This window comes from Bacillus sp. HSf4 (assembly GCF_029537375.1).
GTDB classification, from domain to species: domain Bacteria; phylum Bacillota; class Bacilli; order Bacillales; family Bacillaceae; genus Bacillus; species Bacillus sonorensis_A.
Genome location: NZ_CP120679.1, coordinates 4,287,625 through 4,303,633, shown reverse-complemented (window position 1 = coordinate 4,303,633; position 16,009 = coordinate 4,287,625). Strand labels below are relative to the sequence as shown.

Sequence of the window (16,009 nt, the reverse complement as noted above, 5' to 3'; positions counted from 1 at the left end):
CCCAAGGTGGGGATTTTCATGATTCCAGTTTGGCCAAAGCCCCTTCAGGCACCGCCTCTTTTTTGATTTCAAACATGCGGCTTTCCTTTGTCCCCCTGGCTTTGATTTTCAAATATGCGCCCGGGTGCAGCTTATGGTCGAGCTCTGTTTTGAATGGCTGTCCGTTTCCGCCTGCATCAAATCCGGTGAGTTGATAGACATATTTGCCATTCTTGAATGTTACCGCGTTCTCCGTCGTTTTTGCGTAGTATTCATGCTGCTGCATGCTTTGGATCACCTCATCGGCTATCGGGACAAGACCGCCCGTCAGCTTTTGCAATGCAAACACCGCAGCGACGGCGATGAGAACCGCAGCCAGCCATTTTGCATTCGGTTTTTTCATGGCACTTTACTCCTCTTTCAGCGTTGTCTGGCACAATTTTATAAAAAAAGTAAAGCAGAAGAAATGGATTCATATGACAGTTTCCTTACACGATTGTAAGGTTGGCCGGTTTTGTGAAAGAGACAGCTTCATGTCATAATATAGCCAAACAAAGGAGAGACAGACAATGCAAAACATCATGATCGTTGAAGATGATCCGAAGATTGCGGATTTATTAAGAACCCACATTGTTAAATACGGATATCATGTCACTGTCGTCGAGGATTTTGACCATATCATGGACCAGTTCAGAAGCGAACAGCCTGATCTTGTGCTGCTTGATATTAATCTGCCGAGCTTTGACGGCTATTATTGGTGCCGGCAAATACGCCGGGAATCGATTTGCCCTGTGCTGTTTATTTCGGCGCGTACGGGTGAAATGGATCAGGTGATGGCTTTGGAAAACGGCGGGGATGACTTTATTACGAAGCCGTTTCACTCCGAGATTGTCATGGCGAAAATCCGCAGCCAGCTTCGCCGCGCTTACGGGGAATATGCGGCAAAATCCGAGGAGCGGATGCTTGAAAAAGAGGGGCTGCGGCTGTTTCCGGAACGGCTCGAATTGAGTTTTGCAGGCAAAACGGCATCTTTAACAAAAAAAGAAGCCGATATTATCGAAAGCTTAATGGAGCGGCACCCGCGGATTTCGGGCCGGGAAGATTTGCTGGCCAAGCTGTGGGATGATCAGGCATATGTTGATGAAAATACGCTCAATGTCAATATAGCCCGCGTCCGCAAAAAATTTCAGGAGCTTGATATTGATGATGCGGTGGAAACCGTAAGAGGCGCCGGCTACCGCCTGAATGTATCATGGGTAAAGGCGGGAGAGGAATGAAGCTTTTTTTCAAAGAACACTATCTATTGATCGCCGTACAGGCGCTCCAGTTTTTCGTGATGCTGCTCGTCTACTGGCTTGATGGATACCGACACATCAGGCCTGCTTTGTATGCCGTTTTTCTCGGTTTTTTCCTTTTGGGAAGCTACCTTGTCTATCACTACTATACGCGCCGCACCTTTTATCAGCGCCTTGGCAGCACCCTCGCGTCACTGGATGACACCTTTCAAAAAACGAGTCAGCCCCTGTCTCCTCTGGGAGAAGCGCTTGAACAGCTGCTGAAAAGCCAGTACAGACATTATCGACATGAATTGAAGGAACTGGAGCGCGGAAAGAAAGAACATCTGACCTTTATGGATCAATGGGTTCACCAGATGAAAACGCCGCTGTCTGTGATTGAGCTGACGGCGCAAAATTTGGATGAACCGGAATCATCAAGCATCCGCGAGGAGACGGAGCGAATCAAAACCGGGCTGAATACCATCCTCTATATGGCCCGCCTGCGTACAATCGAACAGGATTTCCACGTTAAACCGGTTGTGTTGGCCGATATTGTCCATGAGGTCAATCAGGAAAACAAGCGGTTTTATATTCGCAATCAGGTGTATCCTAAGTTTCAGGAGCAAAGGCAAGGCATTATTGTCGAAACGGACGAAAAGTGGCTGTTTTTCATGCTGACTCAGTTCATTCATAATGCGGTGAAATATTCGGCGGGAAAAAACAATACCATCATCATTTCGCTTGATGAAAAAGACGGTGAAGCGGTATTGGAAGTGACAGACTTCGGTGCCGGCATCCCGAAAATAGATCAAAACCGCGTATTCGATCCGTTCTTCACAGGGGAAAACGGCCGTAAATTCAGAGAATCGACGGGCATGGGCCTCTACCTGGCAAAAACGGCGGCCGACCAGCTCGGCCATCGGCTTGAACTCGAGTCAGAGGAAGGGAAGGGTACGACGGTTCGCACGATCTTCACACAGACGCAAAACCTTACATCGATGTAATGAAAGTGAAAGAATAATCGATAGCTGGCTATCCGTCCGTTTCGATAAACTGGTCACAGATCGAAAGTGAAATGTGAAAGGAGATCTTGTGATGCTTCATGTCAAACAAGCAAGTAAAATTTATGAAGGAAAAATCGCATACCGTGCGTTAACCGATATTAACCTGACGATTGAAGAAGGGGAATTTGTCGGCATCATGGGTCCTTCCGGAAGCGGAAAACGACCCTGTTAAATATGATTGCGACCATCGATGAACCGACGACAGGAGAAATCCTGATCAACGGGAAAAATCCGCATTTGCTTAAAAAAGAAAAGCTGGCCAAGTTCCGCAGGAGAGAGCTTGGATTTGTTTTTCAGGACTTTAACCTTTTGCCTACATTAACGGTGGAAGAAAACATCGTCCTGCCGTTGACATTGGATGGAGAAAAGGTCAAAGAGATGAAGCGGAAAGCGCACGCTTTAGCCGAAAAACTCGGCATCACGCACATCATGAAAAAGCGCACATTCGAGATATCAGGAGGACAGGCGCAGCGGGCTGCCGTAGCCAGAGCGATGATTCATTCGCCGAAGCTTCTGCTTGCCGATGAACCGACGGGAAATCTTGATTCGAAGTCATCAAAAGATGTCATGGAAATGCTTGAATCAATCAACCGGAATGAGAAGACGACAATGCTGCTCGTCACGCACGATCCTCAAGCGGCCAGCTTCTGCAACCGGGTCGTCTTTATTAAAGACGGAAAGCTGTATTCGGAAATGAGCCGCGGCGATAACCGTCAGGCCTTTTTCCAAAAGATTCTCGACACGCTTTCTTTGCTGGGAGGGGATGCACATGACCTTTCGTCAGTTCGCGTTTAACAACGTCATTCGCAACAAAAGGCTTTATGCCGCTTATTTTCTCAGCAGCATGTTCACGGTGATGGTGTTTTTTACATTTGCGATATTTGCATTCCATCCGGCTCTTGGCGGGGATTCCCTCAGCACCGGCATGGGACAGAAGGCGTCCGGAGGTCTCTCTGTAGCCGGCGGCATTATCTTTGTCTTTTCTTTTTTCTTTGTATTGTACTCGATGAGCTCATTCCTGCAATCGAGAAGAAAGGAATTCGGCGTTTTAATGATTCAGGGGATGTCGATGCGCCAGATCCGCACGATGGTATTTTTGGAAAATATGTTGATTGGCTTTTTTGCGACGATTGGCGGGATTGTCCTTGGACTTGTATTTGCAAAATTAATCCTGCTTGCAGCCGAAAATGTGCTGATTATTGAAAACAAGCTCAATTTTTATTTTCCGCTTTTGGCGATCATTGTCACGTTTATATCCTTTACTGCTCTGTTTTTATTCATTTCTTTTCTCGTATCATTTGTGCTGCGCAGTGAAAAGTTGATCCATTTGCTGAAAGGAAATCAGAAGTCAAAAGGCGAGCCGAAGGCATCCGTCCTGCTGACGCTGCTTGCGGCTTTGTTGTTGGCTTCAGGCTATTATGTCGCTTTGGCTGCAAAGGGAAACGGCGTTTTTATAGCGATGCTTCCGGTGACAATTGTCGTCATTCTCGGAACATATTTGCTGTTTACACAGTTGAGCGTATTTGTCATTCGCCGGCTTAAAAAGCGGGAGAGCTTGTTTTGGCGGAAAACGAACATGATTTTATTTTCCGACCTTTCTTTCCGGATGAAAGACAATGCGCGGACGTTTTTTATGGTGGCCATCATATCGACCGTCGCGTTCAGCGCCATCGGCACGTTATACGGTTTTCAAACCCTTTTGACCGGCGGGATGAAAAAAATGAACCCCAATACATTCACGTATAGTGCCGGGGAAAATAACAAAAACACTGAAAAAGATGTCGTGTTCATTGATGAAACATTGAAAGAGAAGAACATTCAAACAGAAAAAGCCGAAGCGTTACTAAAGTATTTCGAAATCAACGGCGAAAGCGTGCTGATCGTCAAGCAATCCGATTATAACCGGTTCGCTGTCCTTATCGGTGCGGAGCAAATCAAGCTTCAAGAAGGAAAAGCCGCGGCAGTCGAATTTGACGAACGAGAAGACCGCGGGGGAAGTGATTTGCTTAAGCAGCCGATCACCCTTACCCCGGAGAGAAAGATTCACGCTGATCAAGTCGTTCGATCAAAGGCATTGCCTGAAACAGGCTCTTATTACGTTGTGACAGACAGCGACTATCAGAAGCTGAGAAAACCAAAAAGGGAAACATGGTTCTATGCATGGCAGGCTCAGGACAAAAATGACAGGCAAGTGATTGAAGCCGGAGAGAAGCTGGCGAAAAAATTAGATCCTTTTCAGTTCGTTGCTGTCGATTATGAGGTATATGATATCAGTAGAGGGTATGGCCCCATCTTATTCGTAGGATTGTTTATCGGCATCGTCTTTTTCGTTTCCGCAGGCAGCTTCCTTTACTTCCGTCTTTATACAGATCTTGACGATGATAAACAGAAGTTCAAGTCCATTTCGAAGATGGGTCTGACAGACCGCGAGCTCAAAAAAGTACTGAGCAGACAAATCGGCATCCTTTTCTTTGCGCCGATCGTTGTCGCCCTGGTCCATGGAGCGGTTGCGCTCACCGCTTTATCACATGCGTTCCGTTATAATCTTTTCAAGGAATCGGCAATGGTTCTCGGGATCTTTTTTGCGATCCAGGTGTTCTACTTTTTCATTGTCCGCTTCTACTATACGAAGCAGATTAAAGCGGCAATTTAGCCAAAAGATTAGACAGCTGTCTAATCTTTTTTTTCTTGCAAACGGCTGACTCAAGGTGAATAAACATGCCTAAGCACTTCGCCTCTTCCCTTATTTGGATGATTATGTTAATTTGATATTATTTCAAATTTGAAAGAGGAGTGGTAGTTGTGCAAGTGAAAGAAATTTTTGTACTTCGTTGTATCTCCTGTTTAAGCGTGGTTTTGCTTCATGCGATATCGATGGTGATGTTTCTCCAGGAAGAAATGCTCGGGGATACAGTTCATGTCATTGAGTCTTTTCGGACCCTGCTGATGTTCAGCACGCCGGCATTTATATTCATTTCCGAATTTTTATTGGCCCATGCTTATTCCGACGGTGTTCCGGAAGGTTTTTTAAAAAAGAGGTTTAAAACGATCTTTATCCCTTTTCTATTTATTGCCGTTCTCGATGCGTTTTTAACGGCGGGTCTGATGATGGAGCAGTTTCATGCAGCAGCGATTGTTCAAAAGCTTTTGGCCAACATTTTTCTCGGGAATTTCATTGGCTATTTTATTCTCGTGATCTTTCAATTTTATCTTTTGCATATGTGCTTCCACTCTTTTTTGCAAAAGGCATCACCGAAATGGGTGCTTTCCGTTTCTTTTGCGGTCAACGCCGCCTACTTATGCTATTTTACGTTTATCAACCCGCCCGTCGTACAGGAGCAGGCCTCGTTTCCGTTTTCATGGGTGCCGTTTCCCGGGTGGCTGTTCTATTTTTGTTTGGCCTATTATTGCGGGAAAGACTACAAGCGCTTTTTGGCCCTATTGGATCAATACCGGTATGCGGTATATACCGCGGCTGTTGTCACGGCCGTGTCAATCGTTGCGATATCCTATTTCAGCGAAAACATCGCGATTACATCCAAGCGCCCGGATATTTTATTTTACTCAATAAGCATCATTTTCCTATGCTTCCATCTGTTTTCAAAGCTGACTGCAGTGCCGAGACTAATCATGTTCATCAGCAACTATTCTTTCTCTATTTATTTACTGCACGCTTTTTTTCTGATTATCGGAATGGCCGTCTTAAGCGGGATCAACAGCATCAGTCCGGTGCCGGCTGTGGCGTTGCTTTTCTTTGGCGGCACAGGTGCAGCCATTTTCGTGTCCTGGTCTGTCAATAAATTGAAATATGGATATATGTTTGTCGGAAAAATATATCAGCCGAAGCGGCAGAGAACAGAGCCAAAAGTGCAGCACCATGCAGGCTAGGGGGGAAAGATCAGAGCCGGAAAAATACCCGGAGCTGATCTTTCGCTTTTTTGATTGGAAAAATTGTTCTGATTTTGACATATGTTCGTTTGGTGAAAAGGAAACTTATTACCTATAATCATAGTATGATAACGATTATCATTTTCAGACGGAGGCATCGATGATGGTTTTAGCCGATTTAAAACAAAAAGAGAGAGCAAGAATGATAGATTTTTCAGAGGTCAATGAATTGGTTCAGCGCCGGCTTATTCATCTCGGCATGAAAGAAAATGCTGAAATCTGCATCAAGCGGAAGCTGCCGTTTGGCGGCCCGTTCATGTTTGAGACAGGCGGACAGTCGGTCGGCATCCGGCTGCAGGATGCAAAAAAGATAAGGGTTGAAAAACTATGACCCGTCAGGAAATCGCACTTTTCGGGAATCCGAATACAGGTAAAACATCGCTGTTTAATGCATTAACAGGTTCCTATGAATACGTAGGAAACTGGAGCGGAGTGACCGTAGAGAAAAAAGTGGGAATGCTCCGCCATACAAAAGGAATGATGATCGACCTCCCGGGAGTTTATACGTTAAGCCCTCTATCGCGTGATGAAGGGGTCGTCACCGACTTTTTATTGAAGGAATCGTTTACAGAAATATTAAATATTGTCGATGCATCACAGCTGAAGCGCAATTTGCATTTGACGGTTCAGCTGCTTGAATTTGGACAGCCACTCACGATCGGTTTAAACATGACGGATGTAGCCAGACAGCGCGGCATGTTGATCAACCATGAGAAATTGTCGGAAGCGCTTGGCGTTTCGGTCATCCCAATTGTGGCTCGTAGCGGCAAAGGGTGTGATGAGCTGAGCCGCCATCTGTCAGCAAGCAAAGGGGAGCCGCCAAAGCCGCTGATGATCAACTACGGCGGTACACTGGAACAAGCGATCACCCGGATTGAAGCCGTCATTCCGGACCGCTCCGGCGTGCCGAAGCGCTGGATGGCCCTGCAATATTTAGAGGGCAACTCAAAAATGAAAGAACAGCTGGAAGCAACAGCTGACCGAACGAGATTACAAGACATTTCCAAGGAAGCCGAAGAGCGCCTTAAGCAAGAAGAAGCCGCCAAATCGCTGCATCAGCATATTTACTATGTCAGGGAGCAGTACATCGATCATGCTTTGTCATCTTCTGTGCAGCTTCGCTCAGGACAAAAACAGACTTTGACCGACCGCGTGGATGCGATTGTGACACATAAGGTGCTGGGGATTCCGATTTTTTTGGCGTTTATGTATCTCATGTTTATGCTGACATTTGACTGGCTCGGTGTACCGTTGTCTGATGCGCTTGACGGATTGATCGGCGGACCCGTGACAGATTGGACGACTTCAGCATTGACGGCCATGGCTGCCAGTCCGTTTATCAAGGCGGTGATTCTTGACGGCATTATTGCCGGTGTAGGCGGTGTTTTAGTCTTCGTACCGCAAATCTTTATTTTATTCTTCTTTATTTCGCTGCTTGAAGATTCCGGATATATGGCGCGGGTGGCGATGGTAATGGACAGGCTGATGGAGGCGATCGGGTTAAACGGCAAAGCCTTTATTCCGCTGATCATCGGCTTTGGCTGCAATGTGCCTGGGGTTATGGCGGCCCGGACCGTTGAACAGCCGAAAGAACGGCTGCTGACGATCATGCTGACGCCTTTTATGTCTTGTTCGGCAAGGCTGCCGGTCTATGCGCTGTTTGCAGGCGCCTTCTTTGCGGCGCACCAGGCGCTGGTCGTGCTGTCATTATATGTTCTGGGGATCGCTGCGGCATTGGTGCTGGCAAAATTTTTGTCATCGTCGAAGCTGAAAGAAGAAACATCGTTTTTTGTGATTGAGCTGCCGCCGTACCGTTTGCCTCAAGCCCGTACATTATGGCGCTCGACTTGGGAAAAAGGAAAAGGATTCGTCCGCAAAGCCGGAACCTACATTTTTGGCGGATCTGTTCTCATTTGGCTTTTATCTTATACAGGGCCGGGCGGAACGGGCGTTGACATGGATGACAGCTTTTTGGCAATGATCGGCGGTGTGATCGCTCCGTTATTGATGCCGCTCGGATTTGGCACATGGCAGGCCGCCGCCTCGCTCTTAACAGGCTTTCTAGCAAAAGAAGTCGTCGTCGCTTCCATGAGCATTATTTATTTTGTACCTGAATCCCAGCTGCAAGGCATGATGGCACAGCAATTTACACCGCTGGCCGCCTACGGATTCATGGCGTTCGTTCTGCTATACGTTCCTTGCCTGGCAACGGTAGCCGTGATTAAAAAAGAAACGAACTCGAAAAAATGGATGTTCCTGTCGATTGTTTATGGGTTAATGATTGCTTATGCGATCACGTTCCTCATCTATCAGGGCGGGAAATTACTCGGATTATCATAAGGAAGGATGTGGCGGAGTTGTTTAATCTGATCATCGGGGGGCTCATCTTTGGCTATGCGGCATGGACGCTTGTTAAGCTTGTCAAAAGAAGCCGGAAGGGGAAATGCGCCGCCTGTGAACTCAATCGTTCTTGTCAATCCGCTTGTGAGAATGTGAAAAACAGCTGAGGTGTTCAGCTGTTTTTGTCTTTTAGACTTGCACTTCACTCATCAAAGCGAGGGTATTTCCTTCGGTATCTTCAAAGAAAGCCATCCAGGTTTCCGTTTGCTCCATTTTCGCCACCATATGCGGTTCTATCGGAAAAGAAACGCCTTTTGTTGCGATTTCATCATATACTGCCGGCAAATCTTCCACTTGAAAATAAATGACGGAGCTTTCATGAGCAAATTCGTCTTTTTCCGGGAGGCTGAGAAGAAGCCGAAGCCCGCCGCATTCAAAGAAGGCCATGCGATCTGTCCGAAATAAAAGGGACAGGCCCAATACATCCTGATAAAATGCCGCAGCCCGCTCTAAGTCTTGAACCGGCACCCCGATTTGTCCAACCTTTTCGATTCCCATCATCATCTCTCCCTTTTTGTTATTATTGTTATTTTACACAATGAATCCCAATATATCGATTTTTTCGGTTTTTGTTTCACGTGAAACGGGAGCGGCGGTGTTCTTGTTCAATCATTGTTTTCATGGATGTTTATTGGTAATATGACTTCTATTGGCGTAAATGGAAAACAGTAGAAAGTGGGCGGAAGTCAGAGAGATCAGCAAAAGGCTGAGCAGGAACGAAAAATAGGAATGGAAGGGTTTGTGCTCCTTCTCTCACTGATCTTTATTTCCATCTTTATCACGACTGCATACGAGATATCGAAATCCTTTTTTTCATTGGCAACGGCTATTATTCTGTTAGACTCGTGAGTAAAGGTTTGTTAAGAAAGAAGAGGGGGCTTGGCTTAAAAGCGGTGTTTCCTATCTTTATCGTGTGGATGATGTTATCTTTTCTCCTTGGTGACATGTCATATCCATTTACTTTGAAAGGATTATTAAATCAAATATTGATGTTTATTCTATTCTTCGTTCCTTTCTGTTTCATCTTTAATTTTGCTTTTAAGTTGTCGAACATCCAGGACAGAAAACAATAAAAAAAGCTGGGATTCCCAGCTTTTTTTACTTATTCTCCTCTGCGCGCTTCACCAGCATCTCCGTGATCAAATCAACTTGCTTGCTGACAGAGATCGGATCGTATGGATAGTAGGTGTCGAAATCATTGATGAAGACGCGGTTGTTTTTGACGGCGTCTAAGTTTTTCCAGATGGAAGATTCCTTCAGTTTGTCGAGTGTTTTGCTGTCGCCGTTCGGGTTATAATCTGTGACGAACATGTAGTCGGCGGCATACTCAGGCAGGACTTCCATGGAGATTTCTTTCATTTCTCCTGTTTGAATAATGTCTTTTTCGATTTTTTCCGGCGCTTTTAAGCCGAGTGCGTTATAAATGGCTTGACCGCCGCGGCCGCCGTTGTCGTTGAATACCCACAGCTTGCCTTTGTCCGTGTTTTCATAAATGCCGAATGTGGCGTCTTTGTCGATCACCTTGGCGATTTTTTCCCTTGCGGCTTTTGCTTGCTCTTCAAAGTCGGCGAGGAATTGGTCGGCTTCTTTTTTGGCGCCTGCCACATCGCCGAACATCTTCACCGTTTCCTGCACATTTTTCCCCGTGTTATAAGGAATCACAACGGTTGGCGCAATTTTCGAGAGCTTATCGTAATTGTCATCTTTCATAACGACGATTAAATCAGGCTTGAGCTTCATGACTTTTTCCACATTGATCGGATCGCCCAGATCGGTGACATCTTTCAGCTTATCCTGCAAAAACGGATTGGTGAAACTCCATGAACCTGAACTGACCACATTTGCTCCGACAGTTAACAATTCACCGGCGTAATGGTCTGTCACGATGCGTTTTGGATGTGTCGGGATCTCCACGTCTCCGCGCGTCGACTTGTACGTTCTTGTCGTTTCTTCGGACGCTTTTTCATTGCCGCTGTTTCCGCTTGATTGCGATGCACTGCTGCATGCGCTGACCAATAAACATAACATCATAACAAAACCTATAATAAATGATCGTTTTTTCACTTGACCCTCCTGTGTATGTAAAGCATCTAGTTGATAATGATTCGCATTATCAAAGCAAATATAGCAAAAAAGCCCTCATTCGTCTATCACTTTTTTGCTTTGTATGATTACGGCTGTTTTGGATAATTTGTTACTATAAACATAAAAAGGACTGATAAGAGATGGCAGAAACACATCCGGTGATCAAAAAATTGCAGTTTAAGGACTTCGGGCAGCCCGTGCTCATTTTAAATGCGCCCGACTCTTACGGTGACATCACGGCAGCATTTCAAGGCGAAGTCCATCTGCAGGCTGAAGACGGAAAATATGACTTTGTTCAAGTTTTTGGCGTGACAAATGAAAAGCTCCAGGACTCCGCTATAAAAGCAGAGCAGCATCTGGCGGAGGATGGCTTGTTTTGGCTTTGCTATCCGAAAAAATCGTCCAAGGCTTACCATTCAGACTGCAGCCGTGATACGGTAGCCGGTCTGCTTGCCGATCAAGGCTATGAGCCCGTCCGTCAAATCGCCATTGATGAAGATTGGTCAGCGCTCAGGTTTCGGAAAGCGGAAAACATCAAGACAATGAAACGAACTTTTGCAGTAACGAAAAAAGGTAAACAGCGCACAGAGAAAGAATCATAACAAGGAAAAGGCATTTTTAAAATAATGTTCATCTTGTGTACACAAAAAAGAAATATTATTATGTTCAACACTTCACAAACTTTCTGTATAATGAATCTAATCTTTTAAATAGAAAAGAGGTATGCAGCATGAAGAAATGGGCATTTGTATCAGACTTTGATGGGACGATTTCCAAACAGGATTTTTACTGGATGGTGATTGATAAATATTTTCCTGAAGGCCGTGAATTGTATAAGAAGTGGAAATCCGGCGAATTGAAAGATATTGAATTTCTCAGCACCGTTTTTGCTTCAATCAATCAAAACGAACAAACCATCATTCATGACATCCACTCCATTCCGATTGACGAGTATGTGCCAGACTTCATTCAGCATGTCCAGGAAAACGGGGGCGACTTTTTCATCCTGAGCGCCGGCACCGATTATTATATTCATTATATTTTACAGAAATACGGCATTAAAGATGTCGAGGTGTATTCAAACAAAGGCTTTTTCCAAGAAGACAATGTTCATATGACCATTGATGAAAACCATTGGCACTACTCTGAACGCTACGGCATTGATAAATCAAAGGTGATCCGGAAGCTGAAAGAAGAGTATGAGACGATTTATTTTGCGGGTGACAGTGAACCGGACTCCCATCCGGCGAAGTTTGCGAATGTGACGTTTGCAAAAGATGCGCTTCAAGATCTTTTGCGGGATCAGGGTGTGCCGTTTGTAGCAGTTGATACATTTGCAGATATCGAGCAATATTTGAAAGAAAAGGGGCGCATCGTCTGATGCCGCGCCAAGTTACCAGTATAGCCATTCCCGCTGTATTGGACATTAGCGAAGGTGTGCTCGGCCGTTTGGATGAGATTCTGGAAAAGCAGCAATTTCAAAAGGCGATCATGTTTTTTGACGATTTTTCCTATCAGCAGTATAAGCATTCATTAAAAGCGACTTTTCAAAAGGTCGAAATCGAAGCCGTTCTGCTGGCTCCAAACCTGGACATCAAGGAGCTCTTAGAGCAGGCATTTTCCATTGGGAATGATGATGTCATCATTGCCATGGGCGGGGGATATGTCGTCGATTGCGGAAAATACATCGCGTTTTCAAGCGTATCCCGTTTATCAGCATTCCGACGTCGGCATCCAATGACGGTTTTGCGAGCAGCAATTGTTCGCTTCAGGTTGAAGGGAAAAAAACGACGGTTCCGGCGCGGGTTCCATATGGAATTATTGCCGATTTAAAAATCATTCAACAGGCGCCGGAATGCTTTATTTTAGCAGGCATCGGCGACTTGATGTCCAATATTACTGCCCTTTATGACTGGGAGTTTGAAGAACGGCACGGTGTCGGCGATGTCAATGCTTTTGCGTCCATGCTCAGCAAGAAGGCGGTGAACAGCTTTGTCAGAACGCCGATGCAGGATATTAAACAGCCGATCTTTTTAAAAGAATTGGTCAGTTCATTGACGATGGGCGGCATCGCGACGGAAATCAGCGGAAACAGCGCGCCTATCAGCGGTTCTGAGCATCTCATCTCCCATGCGCTCGACAAAATTTCCAAAAAACCGCAGATGCACGGCATTCAAGTGGGAGTCGCCACCTACATCATGGCCCATGTCCAGAATCACCGCGCTGAGAGGATGGAAAAGGTGTTTACAAGGACAGGCTTTTTCCATTATGTGAAGTCACTTCAGCTTGATAAACAAGAGTTTCGCGAAGCGATCCGTCTTTCCCACACGATCAAGCCAAACCGGTTCACTTACCTGCATGAAGAGGCATATCGCGAAAAAGCGCTCCGCCTGCTTGATGAAGATCCGATTCTCCAGGACATATTTTAAGTGAAAACAGTCTCAAAAGAGACTGTTTTTTTAATGGGCAAGCCTTGAAGAAAAATGAAAGTGTCCAGCTGTGGTAAAATAGGGGTGAAATGGCCCAGATACATTAACGAAGTCACGAATTTAACCAGGGAGAGTGGAACATGTACAAACTAATCGCGATCGATATGGATGGAACATTATTGAATGACGTTCATGAAGTAACAGATGAAGTACGGAATGCGCTTCAAGAGGCGAAAGCGGAAGGCGTGAAGATCGTCCTTTGCACAGGGCGTCCTCTCGGCGGAGTGAGCCGCTACCTGGAAGAACTGAATTTAAATGAAGACGGCGATTATGTCATTGCCTATAACGGTGCATTTGTTCAAAATACGCATACACAGGAGGTTGTCTCAGAGCTGACGCTTGGCTATGAAGATCTCACATCTCTATATGAGCTCAGCGAAAAGCTGGATACGCCGATGCACTTTTTCGATTCGGCTTATCTCTATACGCCGAATCGGGATATCAGTCCGTATACCGTATATGAATCATATGTCACCCAAGTCCCGCTCCGTTTCCGGACGATGGAGGAGATACCGGAAGACATCATGGCGCCAAAAGCGATGTACATTGATGTGCCGGAAAAGCTGGACAGAACGATCGCCGCTATTCCGGCTGATGTCAAGGAGCGCTACACGATGGTCAAAAGCTCCCCGTTTTTTTATGAAATCCTTCATCCTGCCGCAAGTAAAGGAAACGCCGTTCAGCAGCTTGCCAACATATTAGGCATTGCGCAAGAAGAAGTGATTTGTATTGGAGACAACGGAAATGACATGTCCATGATCGAATGGGCGGGATGCGGAGTTGCTATGGGGAATGCGATCCCTGAGGTAAAAGCTTCGGCCGATTATGAAACGCTTACGAATAATGAAAACGGCGTTGCCCACGCCATTCATGAGCTTGTATTGTCCAAATAAAAAAGCCGGCCCTTCGAAAGGCCGGCTTTTACCTATTTGCGACACCATGCTTCAATCTGCCAGATATGAGTCACCCAGTCTTCATAAAAAGACGGTTCATGGGAAACGAGCAAAATCGTTCCCTTATAGTCGCAGAGCGCTTGCTTTAACGCATGCTTTGCCAATGCGTCAAGGTGATTTGTCGGTTCATCAAGAACGAGCAGATTGCTTTTGGTCAGCATCAGCTCCGCAAGGCGAACTTTTGCCTGTTCGCCTCCGCTCAGAGTGGAGAGCGGCTGTGCGATATGTTCTCTTGTCAAGCCGGCTGCCGCAAGCTTGTGGCGAATGTCTTTTTCCGACGCATCGGGAAAGCGCGTCCGCATTTCTGTAAGCGGTGTGTTGGACGAACCGCTGCTTTCCTGTCTGAAATATGCGGCTCTTATATGCTGTCCGGCTGATACAGTGCCGCTTAAAGGCTTGAGGCCGCCGAGCAGCGTGTTGATCAATGTCGACTTTCCGCCGCCGTTTTCACCGATGACGGCGATTTTATCGCCCCGCTTCACGGTGAGGGAAAGCGGCATAAGCAACGGCTCAGCGTAGCCAATCTCCAGCTGTTTTGTCTCAAGAACGGTCATAGAAGGGTTGTTTTCCGTCCGGAATTCAAAGCGGGGGGCCGGACGGTCCTCCGGTTTTTCGATGCGTTGGATTTTGCTTAACGCTTTTTCGCGGCTTTTGGCCTGTTTTGCTTTCCGCACCCGGTTGCGATCAATGAAGGCCTCCAACTTCTCGATTTCTCTGCTCTGTTTGTCATAAGCCGCTTTGATCTGCGCTGTGTTTTGTTCATATTCCTTCAGGAAAAAACGATAGCCGCCGGAATACCGCTTAATGGTCTGATGTTCCAAGTGAAACGTAACATCTGTAATCTCGTATAAAAAGCGTTCGTCATGGGAGACGACGACAAAGGCATGCTCGTAATTTTTCAAATAGCCGGTCAGCCAGTCGATATGTCCGCGATCCAAGTAATTCGTCGGTTCATCCAATAAAAGAACTTCTGGTTCTTCCAGCAGCAGTTTGGCCAGAAGGAGCTTTGTTTTCTGGCCGCCGCTTAAATGTGAGACATCCCGGTCAAGTCCAATCTCAGTCAAGCCGAGGCCTTGTGCGGTGTCCTCAATTTTTGCGCCGATTTGGTAAAATCCCGACTTCTCCAATTCAGCCTGGAGATCACCGTACCTTTTCAGCAGGCCATCCAGGTTGCAAGCGGCATCTGCCATTTGTTCTGCAAGCAGATTCATTTCTTTTTCCATGGCAAATAGGTGATGAAACGCCTTTTCCAAGTATTGAAGAACGGTCGTGCCCTTCGTCAGTCCGGCATGTTGTTCAAGATAGCCGGGCCGTACGCTTGGCAGCCATTCAATGTTTCCCTTGTCGGGCAAAAGGCTTCCTGTCAAGAGGCGGAGAAAGGTCGACTTGCCGGCTCCGTTTCGACCGACGAGTCCGGCGTGTTCACCCCTCAGCAGGCGAAAGCTGACGTTTTGAAGAATGATGCGATCCCCGTGCATATAAGTGAGATTCGCAGCTTGAACAATACTCATGGTGATTCTCTCCTTTTGGCTTTTTTCAACATAAGCCATCTAAAGAGAACAGCGTGAACCATCAATATCCTGTTGTATAAAAAAGCGGGTAAGGCGAACACACCTTACCCACTACATATCAAATATAGCAAGAAAGGATTTGAAACCGTATCAAACTGTTCACGAGATGGCTTTCTAAAAAAGGGCAGACTTCTCCCATCTTAAGCCAAATCTCTAATAAGAACAGTTGATAAGATTTCCATTCCTTTCCACCTCATTTTAGTTAACATTTCCTTCACATCAAATTATATGAAGAAGGAGGCG

The 16,009-nt window shown here is 46.0% G+C and carries 14 protein-coding genes and 2 pseudogenes; 12 read left to right on the top strand and 4 right to left on the bottom strand.

The genetic code is table 11. The features are described from left to right. Positions 1–16 precede the first annotated feature (16 nt). Positions 17–382 carry a DUF1093 domain-containing protein gene (locus tag P3X63_RS22105; RefSeq protein WP_026589398.1) on the bottom strand — a complete coding sequence of 122 codons (366 nt, stop codon included), beginning with the start codon at positions 380–382 and terminating at the stop codon, positions 17–19. 166 nt (positions 383–548) lie between these two features. On the opposite strand from P3X63_RS22105, the gene P3X63_RS22100 reads away from it, so the two are divergent. The 8 genes and pseudogenes from P3X63_RS22100 (at position 549) to P3X63_RS22065 (ending at position 8,775) form a co-directional block, all read left to right on the top strand. Continuing rightward, a complete protein-coding gene (locus tag P3X63_RS22100) occupies positions 549–1,256 on the top strand; it encodes a response regulator transcription factor (RefSeq protein WP_026589397.1) in 708 nt (235 codons plus the stop codon). Next, positions 1,253–2,260: a sensor histidine kinase gene (locus tag P3X63_RS22095; protein WP_026589396.1), complete on the top strand. Its 1,008-nt coding sequence runs from the start codon at positions 1,253–1,255 to the stop codon at positions 2,258–2,260. The genes P3X63_RS22100 and P3X63_RS22095 overlap by 4 nt, the downstream gene beginning before the upstream one ends. Positions 2,261–2,351: 91 nt before the next feature. Continuing rightward, positions 2,352–3,115 (top strand): annotated as a pseudogene (locus tag P3X63_RS22090) (ABC transporter ATP-binding protein). Then, complete coding sequence (locus tag P3X63_RS22085; RefSeq protein ID WP_277692099.1) at positions 3,090–4,973, top strand: FtsX-like permease family protein; 1,884 nt, start codon at positions 3,090–3,092, stop codon at positions 4,971–4,973. Before P3X63_RS22090 ends, P3X63_RS22085 begins: the two are co-directional and overlap by 26 nt. A gap of 149 nt (positions 4,974–5,122) precedes the next feature. Further along, positions 5,123–6,208 (top strand): acyltransferase family protein, encoded by a 1,086-nt coding sequence (locus P3X63_RS22080; RefSeq protein ID WP_277692097.1) that lies wholly within the window; start codon positions 5,123–5,125, stop codon positions 6,206–6,208. Between the two features lie 160 nt (positions 6,209–6,368). Then, on the top strand, positions 6,369–6,599 hold the full coding sequence (locus P3X63_RS22075) for a FeoA family protein (protein WP_481748567.1): 231 nt from the start codon (positions 6,369–6,371) through the stop codon (positions 6,597–6,599). Continuing rightward, positions 6,596–8,608 (top strand): ferrous iron transport protein B, encoded by a 2,013-nt coding sequence (feoB, locus tag P3X63_RS22070; RefSeq protein ID WP_277692095.1) that lies wholly within the window; start codon positions 6,596–6,598, stop codon positions 8,606–8,608. Before P3X63_RS22075 ends, feoB begins: the two co-directional genes overlap by 4 nt. A gap of 17 nt (positions 8,609–8,625) precedes the next feature. Further along, positions 8,626–8,775 (top strand): FeoB-associated Cys-rich membrane protein, encoded by a 150-nt coding sequence (locus P3X63_RS22065; RefSeq protein WP_026589391.1) that lies wholly within the window; start codon positions 8,626–8,628, stop codon positions 8,773–8,775. A 22-nt stretch (positions 8,776–8,797) separates the two neighbouring features. On the opposite strand, the gene P3X63_RS22060 is transcribed toward P3X63_RS22065, so the two are convergent. After that, entirely contained in the window at positions 8,798–9,166 is a 369-nt protein-coding gene (locus P3X63_RS22060; RefSeq protein ID WP_077735918.1) for a VOC family protein, read from the bottom strand. A 600-nt stretch (positions 9,167–9,766) separates the two neighbouring features. Continuing rightward, the gene (locus P3X63_RS22055) at positions 9,767–10,699 is read right to left on the bottom strand and encodes an iron-hydroxamate ABC transporter substrate-binding protein (RefSeq protein WP_481748585.1); all 933 of its coding nucleotides are present in this window, start codon (positions 10,697–10,699) and stop codon (positions 9,767–9,769) included. 194 nt (positions 10,700–10,893) lie between these two features. On the opposite strand from P3X63_RS22055, the gene P3X63_RS22050 reads away from it, so the two are divergent. From P3X63_RS22050 to yidA, 4 genes and pseudogenes are all read left to right on the top strand, one after another. Further along, positions 10,894–11,355, top strand: coding sequence for a DUF3052 family protein (locus P3X63_RS22050; RefSeq protein WP_077735920.1), 462 nt, complete (start codon positions 10,894–10,896; stop codon positions 11,353–11,355). Between the two features lie 128 nt (positions 11,356–11,483). Then, positions 11,484–12,134, top strand: coding sequence for an MtnX-like HAD-IB family phosphatase (locus P3X63_RS22045; protein WP_277692090.1), 651 nt, complete (start codon positions 11,484–11,486; stop codon positions 12,132–12,134). Then, positions 12,134–13,182, top strand: a pseudogene (locus tag P3X63_RS22040) (iron-containing alcohol dehydrogenase family protein). The gene P3X63_RS22045 and the pseudogene P3X63_RS22040 overlap by 1 nt, the downstream one beginning before the upstream one ends. 140 nt (positions 13,183–13,322) lie before the next feature. After that, positions 13,323–14,135 (top strand): sugar-phosphatase, encoded by an 813-nt coding sequence (yidA, locus tag P3X63_RS22035; protein ID WP_077735922.1) that lies wholly within the window; start codon positions 13,323–13,325, stop codon positions 14,133–14,135. Between the two features lie 32 nt (positions 14,136–14,167). On the opposite strand, the gene P3X63_RS22030 is transcribed toward yidA, so the two are convergent. Continuing rightward, on the bottom strand, positions 14,168–15,706 hold the full coding sequence (locus P3X63_RS22030) for an ABC-F family ATP-binding cassette domain-containing protein (protein WP_077735923.1): 1,539 nt from the start codon (positions 15,704–15,706) through the stop codon (positions 14,168–14,170). Positions 15,707–16,009 lie beyond the last annotated feature (303 nt).